Source organism: Dinghuibacter silviterrae, from assembly GCF_004366355.1.
Lineage (GTDB): Bacteria > Bacteroidota > Bacteroidia > Chitinophagales > Chitinophagaceae > Dinghuibacter > Dinghuibacter silviterrae.
Genome location: NZ_SODV01000002.1, coordinates 747,381 through 763,789 on the forward strand (window position 1 = coordinate 747,381; position 16,409 = coordinate 763,789).

15 protein-coding genes are annotated in these 16,409 nt (G+C 57.8%); 7 read left to right on the forward strand and 8 right to left on the reverse strand.

Annotation, left to right across the window (positions count from 1 at the left end; all coding sequences use genetic code 11):
• Positions 1 to 9: 9 nt before the first annotated feature.
• The gene (locus EDB95_RS20390; RefSeq protein ID WP_133996470.1) at positions 10 to 270 is read left to right on the forward strand and encodes a helix-turn-helix domain-containing protein; all 261 of its coding nucleotides are present in this window, start codon (positions 10 to 12) and stop codon (positions 268 to 270) included.
• 1 nt (position 271) lies between these two features.
• On the opposite strand, the gene EDB95_RS20395 is transcribed toward EDB95_RS20390, so the two are convergent.
• From EDB95_RS20395 to EDB95_RS20405, 3 genes are read right to left on the reverse strand one after another with little or no spacing between them, the layout of a single operon-like run.
• Entirely contained in the window at positions 272 to 1,420 is a 1,149-nt protein-coding gene (locus EDB95_RS20395) for a formylglycine-generating enzyme family protein (RefSeq protein WP_133996472.1), read from the reverse strand.
• Positions 1,421 to 1,441: 21 nt separating this feature from the next.
• Positions 1,442 to 2,878, reverse strand: a complete 1,437-nt coding sequence (locus tag EDB95_RS20400; protein ID WP_133996474.1) for a sulfatase family protein — start codon at positions 2,876 to 2,878, stop codon at positions 1,442 to 1,444.
• A 10-nt stretch (positions 2,879 to 2,888) separates the two neighbouring features.
• On the reverse strand, positions 2,889 to 4,322 hold the full coding sequence (locus EDB95_RS20405) for an arylsulfatase (RefSeq protein ID WP_133996477.1): 1,434 nt from the start codon (positions 4,320 to 4,322) through the stop codon (positions 2,889 to 2,891).
• A gap of 81 nt (positions 4,323 to 4,403) precedes the next feature.
• On the opposite strand from EDB95_RS20405, the gene EDB95_RS20410 reads away from it, so the two are divergent.
• A complete protein-coding gene (locus EDB95_RS20410; RefSeq protein ID WP_133996479.1) occupies positions 4,404 to 5,921 on the forward strand; it encodes a DEAD/DEAH box helicase in 1,518 nt (505 codons plus the stop codon).
• Here the strand turns inward: EDB95_RS20410 and EDB95_RS20415 are convergent.
• Positions 5,860 to 6,747: a hypothetical protein gene (locus EDB95_RS20415; protein ID WP_133996481.1), complete on the reverse strand. Its 888-nt coding sequence runs from the start codon at positions 6,745 to 6,747 to the stop codon at positions 5,860 to 5,862. The two genes, EDB95_RS20410 and EDB95_RS20415, sit on opposite strands and share 62 nt — an antisense overlap.
• 24 nt (positions 6,748 to 6,771) lie before the next feature.
• Complete coding sequence (locus tag EDB95_RS20420; protein ID WP_162852704.1) at positions 6,772 to 9,507, reverse strand: TonB-dependent receptor; 2,736 nt, start codon at positions 9,505 to 9,507, stop codon at positions 6,772 to 6,774.
• 139 nt (positions 9,508 to 9,646) lie between these two features.
• Between EDB95_RS20420 and EDB95_RS20425 the strand changes: the two genes are divergently transcribed.
• Positions 9,647 to 10,120 carry a hypothetical protein gene (locus EDB95_RS20425; RefSeq protein WP_133996487.1) on the forward strand — a complete coding sequence of 158 codons (474 nt, stop codon included), beginning with the start codon at positions 9,647 to 9,649 and terminating at the stop codon, positions 10,118 to 10,120.
• Positions 10,121 to 10,142: 22 nt separating this feature from the next.
• Complete coding sequence (locus EDB95_RS20430; RefSeq protein WP_133996490.1) at positions 10,143 to 10,799, forward strand: Pr6Pr family membrane protein; 657 nt, start codon at positions 10,143 to 10,145, stop codon at positions 10,797 to 10,799.
• On the opposite strand, the gene EDB95_RS20435 is transcribed toward EDB95_RS20430, so the two are convergent.
• Complete coding sequence (locus EDB95_RS20435) at positions 10,796 to 11,515, reverse strand: LytR/AlgR family response regulator transcription factor (RefSeq protein WP_133996493.1); 720 nt, start codon at positions 11,513 to 11,515, stop codon at positions 10,796 to 10,798. The two genes, EDB95_RS20430 and EDB95_RS20435, sit on opposite strands and share 4 nt — an antisense overlap.
• Positions 11,506 to 12,531 (reverse strand): sensor histidine kinase, encoded by a 1,026-nt coding sequence (locus EDB95_RS20440; RefSeq protein WP_133996496.1) that lies wholly within the window; start codon positions 12,529 to 12,531, stop codon positions 11,506 to 11,508. Before EDB95_RS20440 ends, EDB95_RS20435 begins: the two co-directional genes overlap by 10 nt.
• Positions 12,532 to 12,689: 158 nt before the next feature.
• On the opposite strand from EDB95_RS20440, the gene EDB95_RS20445 reads away from it, so the two are divergent.
• A complete protein-coding gene (locus EDB95_RS20445; protein WP_133996498.1) occupies positions 12,690 to 13,472 on the forward strand; it encodes a DUF3108 domain-containing protein in 783 nt (260 codons plus the stop codon).
• A gap of 122 nt (positions 13,473 to 13,594) precedes the next feature.
• Here EDB95_RS20445 and EDB95_RS20450 read toward each other — a convergent pair whose 3' ends face one another.
• Entirely contained in the window at positions 13,595 to 13,990 is a 396-nt protein-coding gene (locus EDB95_RS20450; RefSeq protein WP_133996501.1) for a DUF3052 family protein, read from the reverse strand.
• A gap of 37 nt (positions 13,991 to 14,027) precedes the next feature.
• Between EDB95_RS20450 and EDB95_RS20455 the strand changes: the two genes are divergently transcribed.
• Positions 14,028 to 15,290, forward strand: coding sequence for an aminotransferase class V-fold PLP-dependent enzyme (locus tag EDB95_RS20455; RefSeq protein ID WP_133996504.1), 1,263 nt, complete (start codon positions 14,028 to 14,030; stop codon positions 15,288 to 15,290).
• A gap of 99 nt (positions 15,291 to 15,389) precedes the next feature.
• Positions 15,390 to 16,394 (forward strand): aldo/keto reductase, encoded by a 1,005-nt coding sequence (locus EDB95_RS20460; protein WP_133996507.1) that lies wholly within the window; start codon positions 15,390 to 15,392, stop codon positions 16,392 to 16,394.
• The last annotated feature ends 15 nt before the right edge of the window (positions 16,395 to 16,409 follow it).

Sequence of the window (16,409 nt, forward strand, 5' to 3'; positions counted from 1 at the left end):
CAGCCTTCTATGGATAAAGAACAGAAACTCATACTGCAAAAGAAATTGGGGGCTCGATTGCAACAACTAAGGGAAAGCCAAAAACTAGCGCTTCGTGAGCTATCCTACCGTTGTAATCTGGACCACAGCAAGATCGGGAAGATCGAAAAGGGTAGAATGAACATCACACTCAACACACTGTTTGAGTTGTCAGACGCCCTCCAGGTTCATCCCCGCGACTTGTTCGAGTTCGATGTAGAGCCGGTGGTAGCTGTTGCCGTTGCTGAATAAGCTACCTCGACGATACACACCTGAACCCGGTGTGTTCCAATCCCGTGTCCGGAGAGGTTTTCATCCGGGAGGATACCCGGTATCCTTTACAATAGGTTGCGTTGCAAAGAAAGGACCCCCCGCGCACGACCTTCTTCGGTACACCCGGTTCCATGGGATCGTTGCCTGTAGCGGGTCCCCGAGGATTGACGACAATGCTGCCCGCCTCCGCGGCGTAGGTTCCTTCGTCATACCAGTCGCTGCACCACTCCCACACATTACCCACCATGTCGAAAAGGCCGTACCCGTTGGGTGCGAATCTGCCCACGGGTGACAAACCGTAAAAGCCATCCCATCGTGTATTGAGGTTGGGAAAATGTCCTTGCCAGGTATTGGCTTTCGGCTTCCCTGTGCTGACGTCTTCTCGCCCCCACGGAAAAGGTTGTCCTTTTAACCCACCCCTTGCCGCGTATTCCCATTCCGCTTCCGTGGGCAAACGCTTCCCCGCCCAGCGCGCGTAGGCGGCGGCGTCCTCCCAACTGACCTGGACGACGGGATAGTTGTCCTTGCCTTTGATGTCCGTACGCGGCCCACCGGGATGTTTCCAGTTCGCGCCCTTTGTCCACGTCCACCACTGGCTGACGTCGTCCAAAGGCACCGCGTGATCCGGTGGCGTAAACACCAACGACCCCGCCACCAGCACGCTGTCCGGTGGTTTTGGCGTACCCGGCGGGACTTGTTTTTGGAGTTCATTCCAGTCCGGTTTGATCTCCGCCGTGGTCACATAGTGCGTGGCCTCCACGAATTTTCTAAACTCGGCATTGGTGACCTCCGTGGCGTCTATCCAAAAGCTATCGAGCCGCACCGCGTGTGCCGGGTATTCGTCGGGGCGGCCGTCCTGGTCGGCTGCGCCCATGAGGTAGGTACCGGCGGGGATGAGGAGCATGCCGGTGTGGGAGACATGGCCGGGCGGCTCCACTTGCATTGTCGCAGCCACCGCAGTGGTTGCCACCGGCCGCGCCGGCAAGTTGCTCGCGCACGAAAGCGCCTTGCCCTGGGCGGCCCGCACAGCGGTGTCACCCGCGCGCGCCGCGGCCCCACTCGTGGGCGCCCCCTGGCAACCCCAAAGGGCGAGTGTCAATAACCCTAGTAATTTGGTAGACTGATCCATAGCGCAAATATGCGAAAAAATTTACGGAATCGTCGCCGGCGCCCGGCAACCGCTGCACGGCGTGTGGGTCAGGTCGTCCCCTAAGTCCGCGCGGTATTTATCGACCAGCGCCTGGAGCTCCCGGACGATATCGGGATGCTCCGACTGTACGTCGAGGGTTTCCCCCGGGTCGGTGCTGAGGTCGTACAACGCCATGGGGACGTCTATGTCCGGCTGTTTACCGGGATACCCGTCGCGGCCGGGCATGTTCAGTTTATAGGTCCGGCTCCGGTGGGGGACCACGAGTTTCCACTGCCCTTGGCGGACGCCTTCCAGGCTGTTCGTGTGGTAATAATACACGAGCTCATCCCTGGGGTGGGCCGTGGGGTCACCTTTGAGCAGTGCGTAGATATCTACGCCGTCGATACGGTTCGCCGGCAATGAGCAACCGGCGATGCGCGCCAGCGTCGGCAACACATCCAGGGTAGCGGCTATCCGGTTACAGACGGTTCCCGCGGGGATGACGTCCGGCCAGCGCATGAGGCAAGGTTCGCGCTGACCACCTTCCCAACTGGTACCCTTTCCTTCGCGCAAACCCCCGGTGTTGCCGGCGTGGTTCCCATAAGCCAGCCAGGGTCCGTTATCGCTGGTGAAAATGACCAGCGTATTCCGGTCCACGCCCGCCTCTTTCAGGGTGCGCATGATCTCACCGACCGACCAGTCCACTTCCAGCATCACGTCCGCAAAAAGACCCTGGCCGCTCTTGCCCCGGAAGGCCGCGGACGCCGCGATCGGTACGTGGACCATCGAATGGGCCAGGTAGAGGAAGAAGGGGTGGTCTTTGTTGTCCCGGATAAACCGGCACGCTCTTCGGGTATAGATCCCCGTTAGTTCGCCCTGGTCGTCAAGGTTCCGGATATACCGGATGGTCGAGTCTCCTTCGATCAGGGGAAGGGGCGGGCATTTGTACCGCCAGTCCGCCGTGTCCGTCATGGGTTTCCCATTATAATCTACGGGCCACATGTCGTTGGAGTAGGGAAGTCCGAGGTATTCGTCAAAGCCGTAATGGATGGGGAAAAAGGGCGCTTTGCTGCCGAGGTGCCACTTCCCGATCATACCCGTATGATACCCCGCCGATTTGAGCATGGAGGCGAGCGTCTCTTCTTTTGGATTGAGGGCGATGCGGGTCCAGGGTCCAAAGGCCCCGGAAATCCCCAGGCGGTTGGGATAGCAACCCGTCAGAAGGGCCGCCCGCGAGGCCGTGCACACCGCCTGGGCGGCATAGAAGTTTGTAAACCGCATCCCTTCCGCCGCAAGACGGTTGATGTTGGGCGTGTGGTACAGGAGGCCGTTGTAACATTCGGGGTCTCCGTATCCCATGTCGTCCATAAAGATGATGACGATGTTTGGGTGCTTGCCCTGGCCCCTGGCCCCTAAGCACAGGCAGGCGAGGAGGGTGGATAAAAGTAAACGGGTCATATTGGTTGTATTAATGCTCATATCCGAAGGGGAAAAGAGAAGAGGGGATGTGCGCGCTGTCCATGATGGCGGCCAACGTCCGCGCGACATCGGGATGGCCGGCTGCCACGTTATGTTGTTCCGACGGATCCTTTTCCAGATCATAGAGTTCTACCGGCCCGCCAGGCCCCTTGTCCACGTGCAGCCGCACGGCCTTCCAGCGTCCCTGACGCACGGCCTGGTGTCCGCCATCTTCGTGGAACTCCCAGTAAAGCCAGGGATGCTCGGGTTGCGTGCCGCTACCGGTCAGCGCGGGCACGATCGATAGGCCATCCGGGCCCGGCAGGCCGGGCGCTCCCGCCAGCGCGGCGAACGTGGGCTGCATATCCCAAAAGGCGCCGATAAAGGTACTCCGGCTGGCGGCCGGGATCTGTCCCGGCCAGCGGGCGATAAAAGGTTCCCGGATGCCCCCTTCATACAGGTCTCGTTTGACCCCGCGGAGGCCACCCGCGCTATTGAAGAAGGCAGGGTCGTTCCCGCCCTCTACATGGGGACCGTTGTCGCTGGTAAAGATGACGAGGGTATTCGAATCCAACCCTTTTTCCCTCAATTTCACCATGATCTGCCCTACATACCGGTCCAGGCGGGTGACCATGGCCGCGTACGTGGCGTGTGGGTAGGGTTGGGAAGAATACCCGCCCACCGTGGAGTCATCGCCCTTATACGGTTTTTCAGGGAACCGTCCTACGTAGGACTCGAAAATGCTGTCGTCCGGCACGACGAGTTCCGCGTGGGGGAGGGTATACGCCGCGTAAAGGAAAAAAGGCCGCCCTCCGGCGTGATCGCCCCCGCCCGCCTGCCTGTCGATAAACGACAGCAAACGCTTTTGGATAAGGTCCGGCGCATAGACACCCTCCAGGGGCACCCGGCGGTCGTTGTCCCAAAGGTGTGTTGGATAGTAACGGTGTGATTCCAACTGGGAGTTGTAGCCGTAGAAGACGTCGAAGCCCTGCCGCAGGGGATCGCCGGTACTTCCCACCGGTCCCAACCCCCACTTGCCAAACGCCCCGGTGGTATACCCGGCCTTTTTCAGCACTGCAGCCAGGGTGACCGCCGAACCGGGGAGGGGTTCCTGTCCCTCGGGTTTCACCTCCTTGTTCCCCCGGATATAGGCGTGACCGGTATGCAAACCGGTCATCAGGGAGCACCGGGAGGGCGCGCAGACAGATGTCCCGGCGTACATCTGGGTAAAGACCCTGCCGGAGGCGGCCAGGGCGTCGATGCTCGGGGTGCGGATCAGCCGCTGGCCGTAAGGGCCCGTGTCGCCGTATCCCAGGTCGTCCGCCAGGATGAAGATGATGTTCGGCCGCGCCGGAAGGGCGATAGCCGTCGTCTGAGCCCGCGCCGCCCCCGACGCAACCGCGAAGACGCCGGTCAGCAAAGTAACCATCGATAGGTGTCGCATACCCCGCGAATATAAGAAAAGAGCCAATTTGGCAGATACGGCGTATCTTTGCATCAATTTTATCATTTAACGACCTATACTTTGGAGTTTATAGATTTTGGCTTTGACGATGATTTGATGGATGGGATTGATTCGATGGGATACGTAACAGCCACCCCTGTGCAGGAGCAAGTCATCCCGCCCATTCTTGATGGCAGGGACATCATCGCTTCCGCCCAGACGGGGACCGGTAAGACCGCCGCCTTTCTTTTGCCTATCGTTCATAAGCTACTGACCCTCCCGCACGATCCGCACCAGGTAAACGCCATGGTGATTGTGCCCACGCGGGAGCTCGCCATCCAGATTGCCCAGATCCTTGAAGGCATCCTGTATTATACCGACATCTCCTCCATTGCCGTCTATGGCGGCAGCGACGGGAACCTTTTCAGCATCGAGAAAAAGGCCCTGTCCACCGGGGTAGACATCCTGATCTGTACACCCGGCCGTATGCTGACCCACCTCAAGATGGGATACGTCAAAACAGCCGGTGTCAAATACCTTGTCCTGGACGAGGCAGACCGTATGCTGGACATGGGTTTTCACGAAGACATCGTCCAGATCATTTCTTACCTGCCCGAGCAGCGTCAGAACCTTCTTTTCTCTGCGACCATGCCTCCGAAGATCAGGGACCTGGCCCGGAGGATCCTCCACGATCCGCTGGAGGTCAATATCGCGATCTCCAAACCGCCGGAAAAGATCGTCCAGGAAGCCTTTGTGGTCTACGAGGCCCAAAAGGCGCCGCTGGTCAAGCACGTCCTGCGGCTAAAGGAATTCAACAGCGTTTTGGTGTTTTGCTCCCGTATCCAGAACGTCAAGGCGTTGTACCGCGAACTCAAACGCGCCAATTTTTCAGTCGGGGAAATCCACTCCGAACTCGAACAAAGCCAGCGGGAGGAATCCCTCTCCCAGTTCAGGGCCAAACGCATCAAGATCCTCGTGGCCACGGACATCCTGAGCCGCGGCATCGACATAGACGACATCGACCTCGTCATCAACTATGACGTCCCCAACGACGGTGAGGACTATGTCCACCGGATCGGGCGTACCGCCAGGGCGGCCGCAGACGGCACCGCCTATACTTTTGTGACCGAACAGGAACAAAGGAAGTTTGCGCGCATCGAGCAACTGCTCGGCAAAGAAGTGACCAAGGCGGTGGTACCGGAGGAATTCGGGGCCACGCCGGCCTACAATCCGAAGAGCCGCGGGGGCAGTGGCGGCGCGGGCCGTGGAAAAGGCGGCAAAGGCGGGGGACGCAAGGGCGGCCGGCCCCAGGGCCATGGCGGCGGCAAACCCCAGGGGCAGCACAGCGGTCGTCCCCAAGGCCAGCAGAGTGGTCACGGCGGCGGTCGTCCGCAAGGCCACGGCGGCAACGGCCAGCATCGTGGCGGCAAGCCCCAGCACAACGGCCAGGGCGGCGGACCCCGGCCACAGGGCCAGCACGCGGGCGGCGCGAACCAGGGTCACGCGAACGGCGCGCATCAGGGCCACTCCGGCGGCGCTACTCATCCAGGAGCCGCAGGTAAGGCTGAATCCTCCAGTCCTTCCCCCTCCATTTCATAAACCGGCGTTGTAAGGAAGAGATCCGCTCATACGCCATCTTGTCCGGGTGAATGATCTCCGGCAGGATCAGCGCGCTTTTCTCCAGCAGGACCGCAAGCGACGCGGACGCATACTTGGTAAAGAAGTGATCCAGGATCACGCGGTATTCTTTCAGGTTCCAGTAGTGGAACAGGAAGGGGGTGGCGGGGTGGATGTGCAATCCGTGTTTCTGAAAGGTATATCCAAAAGCAAATTGTTCGACGGTGTGGCGGCGGAACTTTGGGTGGAGCTTGTCCGTCAGCGACAATACTTCTTCCAGCAGCGGGGCGAACACCGTATCAAAACCGATCGTACCCGCGTTCCACATATCCATGGTCAGGGCATCCAACATACCGGGCATGCGTTTTAAAAAAGCCCGCCATTTCTTGATGTGTACATTCGTCAGCGAACCGATGGACCCTTCGCAGTTGTGCATGACCACCCCGGAAGAGGTGAGCGTGTCGAACAGGCCGTCGAGGGGCTGCAGACAATACGTGTCGCAATCCAGGTACAGCAGCTTCCCCGAGTAACGGATGGTCAGGTCCAGGAGCATTTCAATTTTTGGCCGGAAAACAAAGTCGATTTCCCCCCTCCAGGCACGGACCTGTTCGGTGGTGATGGGGTGTATATGGAGTGTCAACCGGTCCTGGAATAAAACAAACTCCCCCGGGGTGTCGGTATAGATGATCACCTCCGGGGGAGCGGTTTTTACAGCATCGTATACGGCAATCAGGCGGAGTAAGGCGTATTTGCACTCATGGAAAATGTCCCGTTTGCCGTAGGCGATAAAAAAGAGATACTTCGTCATGGGGGACGAAGATAGGAAAACTGCCTAGAAGCTAAAGCCGACCTTCCCAAACATCCTCAGCCCGTCAAAGCCCATTTGCACGGCGTCCCAGGGGCCGCCGGTCTCCCCGTCATACCCGGAGTAGTGGGCCCCTGGTACGGCACCAAGATCCGGGTGCACGTTGAAGAGGTTATCCACGCCGATGTTGGCATTGATGTGTTTGGTGAACCGGTAGCCGAGATACAGGTCCGTGACCAGCTTGCCGTTGTAGTTGAACTGCTCCAGCACATTGGTGTTGGGGTCTTTGTCCAGGCTGACCGTGGGTGGGAAGGTGCCGGATTGGTTGGAATACCCGTAGCCCAGCAGGACGATCTTGCCGAAGTAGGTAAGGTGCGTGCCTACGCTGAATTTATTGCAATTGTACTCCAGGTTGAGGTCCAGTTTTTCGGGAGGAGCGGAGGCCTTGACGAAATCCTGTTCGCGGTCGCTGAAAAAGGTCTGTTCGTGGTTGTAATCGATGGCCAGGGCGGCGGGGATGTTGATCTTGTCGATGTTCAGGTGGTTCACGTTCCCCGCAAAAAGGACCTTGATGTTCTCACGCCGGTTGAGGCGCAACGTATAGTCTGCCACCACGTCCAGGCCGAAGTTGGTCGTGTTGACCGCGTTGGCAAAGAACTGGGCGTCGTTGACCCCCAAGGCGTTGAGGGCCGCTGCAATGGCGTGGATGGACGTGTCGAACTCTCCGGTGAGCACCACCCGGTTCATGATCTTGACGACGTAGCCGTCTACGGTGAATGTCAGGCCGGGCATGGCCTTCCAGGAAAAACCAAGACTGGCGTTAAAGGACTTTTCCTGTTTGAGTTTGGGAATACCCGCGGCCTCGGTGATGGGGTTGTCGTTGGGACAGATCTTGACGACGCTGATGGAACCCGCCTGGACGTTGGTCTCCGTATTGCTGAAATAAATCTGTTGCAGGGAAGGCGCGCGGAAACCGGTGGACACCGATCCCCTTACATTGAAAGTCGGCGTGATCTTGTACCGCGAGGAGAGTTTATACGTATTAACGAATCCGAAATCGTTATAGTTCTCCAGCCGCACGGCGCCATCCAACAGCCATTTTTTTGTTACATCCAGCTCCGCTTCCGCATAGCCCGCAATGTTCGACCGGTTGGCTTTTACCACGTCGGCGGGTTGGAAACCCGGGAAGCCCTGGGAACCGGCGGCCTTGCCCGCGGCATAGCTGGTATAGGACGCCTCTTCGCCTTTATAGATGCTGTATTGTTCATAGCGGTATTCCGCTCCGAAGCTAAACGTCAAACCGGAGGCTACGTGGGCATAAGTTTTGGAAAAGTCGGCGTTGGTCGTGTTCTGCAAGAGGTAAAAGCCACCGTCGTTAAAAGTGTTCCGGTTGGCTCCCGCAGCGCCTAAGGAAGCGTTGAAGGTCTTTATACCGTGATAGTGGAAATTGTTGCCACCGGTGTTGTTGCTGAAATCCCAGTCCATGCCGCCCGGGAACGTACCCCTAACGCCAACGGCCAGGGAGCCGTCGGTGATGTGTACGCCTTCCTGGGGATTGAAGTACACGTCGTTGGCAGAGGTGATGGTGTTGGGGTTTGTATCCACCGGGGCGCTGGGGTCCACCAGGCGCATGATACCCGGCACATAGATCAGGTCGCCGTTCGCATCCGTAGGAAAGCGGCCCGGGCTGCCGGAGAAGTTCCGGCTATAGGCGTAGACGTTGGAGTATTTATAGTTGTAACCACCAAACGCATAGAAGGTGGATTTCTTGCTGGGTCCGAGCGGCACTTCCGAATTCAGCATCACGCCGCCCGAGGTGACGGAGCCGTCTCCGTTGGCGCGTCGCCCGGTGTTGATCGTAAGGGCTTTCGGGTTGGTCCAGACGTTGGTATCCCGCACCTGGCGGAAGGTCTTGCCCTGGATCATCAGGTTACCCGACATGTCCAGGAAGCCGCCGTTCTTACCAAGGGGAATACCATAGTGCAGGCCGACCGTACCCGTCTGTCCGTCGACCCATTTGCCCGTCACATACTGGCTGGGCTGGATCGCGTGGAGGGCGTTGAACTGGTGATCGTAATACCCCGACCAGCCCGCCGAAGCGGTAAACTTGCCCACGTCCCGTTTGAGGATGATGTTGATCACCCCGGCGATGGCGTCCGAACCGTACTGTGCGGAGGCCCCGTCCCTCAGGATCTCCACCCGGTCGATGGCTGCCGTGGGGATGGCGTTCAGGTCCGTTCCCGAATTGCCCCGGCCGCGCGTGCCGAAAAGCGCCACGAAAGCGGTCTGGTGTCTCCGCTTGCCGTTGATGAGGACCAGCGTTTGGTCCGGCCCCAGGCCCCGGAGCGTGGCCAGGTCGATGGCATCCGCCCCGTCTCCGCCGCTTTGCTTATTGTAGTTGAAGGAAGGCACCGACATATTGAGTTGCGACGTCATGTCCGGTTTGGCCGTTGTGCTCGCCACGGACCCAATGTTGATGACGTCCACGGGCGTGCTTGATTCCGTGCTGACCCGCGGCCGTCTCGAACCGACCATGACAACCTGGGCAACCTCCGAAACGGAAGGGGTCAGCCGGATCTCCATCAGTCCCTCGGCAACGGGGACCTCGACGGCGGCATACCCTACACTGCTGACCTGGAGCACAGCCCCCGCCGGGGCCGAGAGGCTAAAAAAACCGTCCGCGTTGGTGGTGGTACCCCGGCCCGTACTTTTGAGACGGATCGCCGCCCCGTCCACCGGTTGGCCGGTGGTGGCGTCCGTCACCTTACCTTTGATAACATGTGTCTGAGCGTTAGCGCTGAAATAGATAGTTAAAAATAACAATGTGAGATAATCCCGAAGTATCCTCATACGTATAGATTTGGTATCTCAATAAGATACATATAATTGTTAAAACAATAAAATGAATGCGGCGACGATTCACGATCTGAAAAAAGAGCTGGCGACCTTGCCCCCGGCCGAATTGGTGGAGGCTTGTCTCCGGCTTGCCAAATACAAAAAGGAGAATAAAGAGTTACTCACCTTCCTGTTGTTCGAGGCACACGACCTCACGGGCTATATGGAGGGCGCAAAGGTGGAGATCAGGGAACAGCTCAAGGAAGTCAACACACAACCCTACCTGATGAAAAAGACCTTGAGAAAGGTGTTGCGGACGACCAACAAGCACATCCGGTATGCCGCCAGTAAAGAGGTTGAGGTCGAGTTGCTGCTTTTCTTTTGCAAACAAATCAGGGCTGACAAAATTCCGATCCACCGGAGCACCCAGATGGTCAACCTTTTTGCGCAGCAGCTCAAAAAGATCCGCAAGGCCCTGGAAGGGCTCCACGAGGACCTGCAATACGACTATGAGCGCCAGCTACGTATCCTGGAAGAGTGAGTAATTTTTCTTACTTTCAGCTATGCTTGAATCCTATTCGTTGCCTGCCGTCCTCTGCCGGATCCTGCTCGCGATCGCAGGTTGGGTGACACTGATCCTTCAATTCTTCCTGATCCGTTCGGCCGGAGAAGCGATGGGTCAGACGCTGGGCATGACCACGGGCAACTTTTTTAGCTATTTTACCATACTCACCAACCTTCTCGTAGCCTTTAGCCTGAGCGTAGCCCTCTTTTATACCCGGTCGGGCATGGGTGCATTTTTCTCCAGGGCTTCCGTGCAAACCGCGATCGCCGGTTGTATGCTGGTCGTGGGGGGTGTTTATCATCTCGTCTTAGCCAAACTTTGGAACCCCCACGGGAGCCAGTGGGCGGCCGACGTCCTCCTGCATACCGTGCTCCCGCTCTTTTACCTGGTGTATTGGATCCTCTTCGTTCCCAAGGGTAACCTGGGGTTAAGCGCTCCTTTGCCCTGGCTGTTGTATCCCCTGGTATACCTGCTCTATACCCTTGGCAGGGGGGCACTTCTTGGCTGGTATCCCTATCCCTTTTTGAACGCCGGCGACCTCGGGTATGCCATGGTTCTCGGGAACAGCGCCGTTCTTTTGGGCGTATTTCTCGTTCTTTTTTATGTCCTTACCCTGGCAGACCGGGCGATGGGCAGCAAAATGCACAAGCCCTAAAACAGCTTGTTCTGTATCACCCCCATGAAGGCGTCCCGGTACTTCTCGCTGATCGGGATCTGTTTGGTGCCGATATAGACGTGGTTGTCCTGTATCTTCTGTAGCTGACGCAGGTTTATGATAAAAGAATTGTGTACCCGTACGAAGGGCAGCGACAGTTGGTCGTCGATATCCTTCAACCGCCGGTAGATGAGCATTTGCTCCTTTCCGGTCACCAGGCGCACGTACTCCTTTTCTCCCTCGAAGTACAGGATGTCGTCCAGCAAAATCCTGCGCAGTTCCTTCCCCGACTTGACAAAGAAATAGTCACCCGGTGTGGGTGTTCCGCCCGTGGCCACGGTTTCCCCCGGCCGGTGGGTGGTGAAATACTCTTCCACCTTTTGCTGGGCCGCCAGGAAGCGTTTGAGCGTAATGGGTTTGAGCAGGTAGTCGATGGTGGGGAAATTGTAACTGTCCAGGGCGTATTCCGAATAGGCGGTCGTAAAAACGATCCGGGTGTCCGGCGGCAACAGCGCCGCCAGCTCCATCCCGCTGAGCTGGGGCATATTGATGTCAAGGAAAACGAAGTCCGCGTGTTGCTGTTTCAGGACCGTCATGGCTTCCAGGGCGTCATAGCATTTGTGGCAAAGGGTCCATCCCGTGGCCTGGCGGATAAACATCTCCAGGAGGTCCACCGCGTTGGGTTCGTCGTCGATAATGATACAGCTTAGTTGCATGGTACAGGTATCGATAAGAAAGCTACAAAATAAAGCCCTTCTACGTGTGTGTCCAATTCGAAATCCTCCCCGAACAAAATCCGCAGGCGCTCCCTCAGGTTCTTGATGCCAAAGCCGCTGCCGGGGGCCGTACCCGGTGGCCGGTGGAGCTTATTCCGGGTCCGGAAGCGGAGACGGTTTTGGTCGCCCGACAAGACCAGGTCCACCGAATTGAGCGGGCTCGTTTTGTCGATCCCGTGTTTAAAAATATTCTCGACAAAGGTCATCAGCAACATCGGGGGTACCCTCGTTTCCGGGTCGCACTCTTTGGTGAACCGGATGTGCACCCCGTAGCGGATGCGGATTTGTTCCAGGGCCATATAATTTTCCAGGAAACGGATTTCCGTGGACAACTGGACGTATTGTTTGGGGCTTTCGTCCACGAAATACCGCATGATCTCCGACAAGCGTTCGATGAGTAGCGCGGTCCGGGGCGACTCCCGGTAAGATTCATAATAAATGTTGTTGAGCGTGTTGAAAAGGAAGTGCGGTTGTACCTGGGATTTCAACAGGTTGAGCTCTGCCTGGCTTTTTTGCAGCAGGATCTCCTGGGCTTGTTTTTTCAAACCGAAATAAGCCAGCGCGATCCGGAAAACCAGGCTGAGGATGTAAATAAAAATATTGGAAAGGATACAGCTGTAGATTGTATTCATCAGCATCTCGTCATGCTGGACGGCAAAATAAGTGTTGTACACCCACCAGTATACAAAACCCCGGATGACCCCCAGGCCGAGGATAAGGGCCGCGACGCAGATGAAATACCAGGTCCTCCTACCGGTGACGTATAACCGGGGGAAAAGGACAAGGATGTTGGTATAGATCAGGGTGGCATAAAACAGACAGTGCAGTACCGCGTAGGTACCCGACTGCCGCCAGCCGTCTTCAGAGACATAGGTGACGAAAATGATCAGGCAAACGAAGATCCATATCAGCCATTGCAGCGTTCTCGTAGAGGCCCGTTCAAAAAAAGGTTTCATCGACCTAAAAGTACAATCCTTTTTGGGCTTTGGATAACAGCGTCCATAGAGCCCTTCAACGGCTGACCGTAATCTTTCAACGCTTTGCCCGGTTTAAAATTTCCCGCCGGCCATTGAATCGTGTTGCCGGGGGGCTACGCGCGCGCCAACTTTGTGCTATGACGCTTCTTGCAAAACTTCGCCCGTTGGCCATGGTGCTCCTCGTTGCGGCGCCGGCCGCGGCGCGCGCACAGCACGTCGACACCGTTAAACACCTGTCTACCGCTTATTTGAAGCCTGGTCTCCGGCAGTACTTCATCTATATGCAGGATACCGCCAGCAAAAAGACCCTCGTATTCTGGTACTGGCTCCGCCGCGTCGACCTGGAAACCAGGGACGGGGTGCCCGTTTTCCATATCAGTCAGCACTGGTACGGCCAGGACACGGCCATGTACCGTGAGGTATACTCTGTGAACAAGGTTGCTGACTTTGCCCCCGTCTATCACGAAGAGATCAAAAGGGGAAAGGTCTTTGCCTATAACTGGGACGATCAGGGGATCAAGGGCGCCGATACCGTATGGGGCAACACCGCTCACGATTTTTCCCTGGCCTTCACCCGGCCGAACCTTAACTGGAACCTCGACATCGAGACCTTTGAAATGCTTCCGCTGGCCGAAGGGCGAGCCTTTGCCATCAACTTCTACGACGCCGGCCTCGACCCACCCCAATATGTCGTATACAGCGTCAAGGGAAGCGAAGTCATCCAAACCCTCGGCGGCGCCGAGGTCGACTGCTGGAAGCTCGTGACCGAGGGTCACGTCAAGGATATGCACTACACCGAAACTTACTGGATCAGCAAAAAGAAACATGAGTTCCTCAAAGAGGAGGACCACTATGGCGCGAGCTTCCGTCTTAAAATCCTCATGCCCGTGGCGACCCCGGATCCTTTGAGCCATACGTAGCCCCGAACGTATTATGCCATGAAAAATACGCGCCCGGTGCCCACGTGGTACCGGGCTTTTTCGCGCCGGGCCATCCGCCGCCAGCGGGCTTTAGCCCGCGCGGTCCGCAGCGCCTGCGCGCTTTAGCTTACGCGGTCCTTCAGCCGGAACACAAACTTCAGCCCCGACCAATCCTCATCGACCGCGCAGACCTTGACGTCCACCAGCCCTATGCCCAGCCCCGCTTCGCGGACGAGCGTCTCGTTCAGCTCCGTGGGTTTGCCCGCGGCCTTTTTATACCAGGAGATCCAAAGCATCCCGTTCATGGCGAGGGCCTTTTTGCAGACGGGCAATAGCTCTTCCAATTCTGTGCGGGCATTCGTGAACAGGTGGATAAAATCAAGTTCGATGGCGTCGCGGGGCGCCTCCTGCGGCATCAGCGCCTTATAGAACGCCGGAGGATGGAAGAGCCGGACCTGAAAACCTTCCTTCAGACCGAGTTTTTTGAGGAGGGGCGTGTTGGAGTAACCGGCGGGCATTTATTTTTCCAGAAAGATACAGTACTTTACTACTGATATGCACAAACGGACCTTTGTAAAAGGCATGGCACTGGGACTGCCCCTCACCGGCGACGCTTTGAGCCGCTGGGTCTCCCGTTTCGAGCACCGGACGCCCGAGGCCCTGGCCTCCGAAGAAGACTTCTGGAAGGGGATCCGGGTAGACTACCGGCTGACCCCCGATTATATCAACCTGGAAAACGGGTACTACAATATCATCCCGGAGGAAACACTCGAAGCGCTCGTCCGCCACATCCGGGACATCAACTACCAGGGGTCGCACTATATGCGGACCGTCCAGTTCGACAACAAACGGGCCATGGCCGAACGGGTGGCGAACCTGACCGGCTGTTCACCCGAGGAGCTCGTGATCACCCGCAATACGACCGAATCCCTGGATATGATCATCGGGGGTATCCACTGGCAGGCAGGGGATGAGGCCGTTATGGCCGAGCAGGACTATGGTTCCATGCTCCGGATGTTCCGCCAGGTCGCCGATCGTTACGGCGTCGTGAACAAGATCGTGTCCGTGCCAAACCTTCCGGCTTCGGACGACGAAATCGTGTCGCTGTATGCAAACGCCCTAACCCCAAAGACCCGCCTCCTCATGGTCTCCCACATGATCAACATCACCGGCCAGATCCTGCCGGTACGCAAGATCTGCGACATGGCCAGGGCCAGGGGCGTAGCGGTCATGGTGGACGGGGCCCACACGGTCGCCCACCTGAAATTCGCCATACCGGACCTCGGTTGTGACTATTTCGGGAGCAGCCTGCACAAATGGCTGGCCGCTCCCCTGGGAACCGGTTTGTTATATGTCCGGAAGGACCGTATCCCCGGCGTCTGGCCCCTGTTACCCGAACCTGACCCCACGATCACGGGCATCGGTACCCTGAACCATACCGGTACCTTGCCGGTATATACGGACCTTTCTGTCGGAGCAGCCATTGACTACTATCTCCGGCTCGGCGCCGACCGGAAAGAAGCCCGGCTGCGTTATCTCCAGCAATACTGGACGGTTAAGGTGAGAAACCTCCCCGGGGTCGAGGTGAATACGCCCGCCGACCCCGCCCGCGCGTGCGGCATCGCCAACGTGGGGATCAAGGGGATGAAACCCGCGGACCTGGCCGATACGCTGATGAAGCGGTATAAGATTTACACGGTCGCTATTGATGGGGCGGGGGTCCACGGTTGCCGGATCACACCCAACGTATTCACGCTGCCGTCGGAGCTCGATGTGCTCGTCGCGGCGCTGTCGGAGCTGGGGGCGCGTGCTGTTTGACGGGGACCTCGCTGTTTGATTTGCGCAAGGTTTCGTTTGAAATGGACAAAGCGCCCCGGCGCGCCGCCCCGTATCTTTGCCCTACCAAATCGTTCCGTTATGAAGTATAGAACTCTGGGAAAAACAGGAGAAAAGCTTTCCGCCCTCGGCCTCGGTTGCATGGGTATGAACCACGGCTATGGCGTTGCCGACGAAAAGGAGTCCATCGCCACCCTTCACCGCGCCCTCGAACTCGGCATCAATTTCTGGGATACCGCCGACATCTACGCCGACGGCGCCAACGAGGAGCTCGTCTCCAAGGTCCTGGTGCCCAACCGGGACAAGATCTTTATCGCGACCAAGTTTGGATTTCGCAAGATCGTGGCCGGTGACAAATCTTTTCCCGGCCAGCCGGGCACCATCTTCGACGGGTCACCCGCTTATATGAAAACAGCCGTTGAGGCCAACCTGAAGCGGTTACGCGTCGACGTGATCGATCTTTATTATGCCCACCGCGTCGATCCAAACGTTCCCATCGAAGAGATGGTGGGGGCCATGGCCGACCTCGTGCGGGAAGGCAAGGTCCGCTACCTCGGATTGTCCGAGGCGTCCGCGGCCTCGCTGCGCAAAGCATGCGCTGTCCATCCCATCGCCGCCCTGCAGTCCGAATATTCGATCCTGACCCGGGACCTCGAAGCCGATATCCTGCCTGCTTGCCGGGAACTGGGGATCAGCCTCGTCCCCTTTAGCCCCCTGTCCCGGGGTCTGATCACCAACACCCTGGACGTCAGCGGTCTGGGCGAGGGCGACTTCCGCAAAACCCTGCCCCGCTTCCAGGAGGAGGTCCGCGTCAACAACGAAAACCTGGCCAAGGGTTTTGCCGGGCTGGCCGCCGCCAGAGGCTGTACCGCCGCCCAACTGGCGCTGGCCTGGGTACTTGCCCAGGGGGAAGACATCATCCCTATACCCGGCACAAAGCGCCGCAAATACCTGGAAGAAAATGCCGCCTCCGCAGACCTCGTGCTCAGCCCGGCAGACCTCAAGGCCGTCGACGACCTCCTCGCCGCTTATCCCAATACCGGTAATCGGTATGGAGAAGGGGCTATGAAGCTCGTCAACAACTGAAAACCCTATCCTATA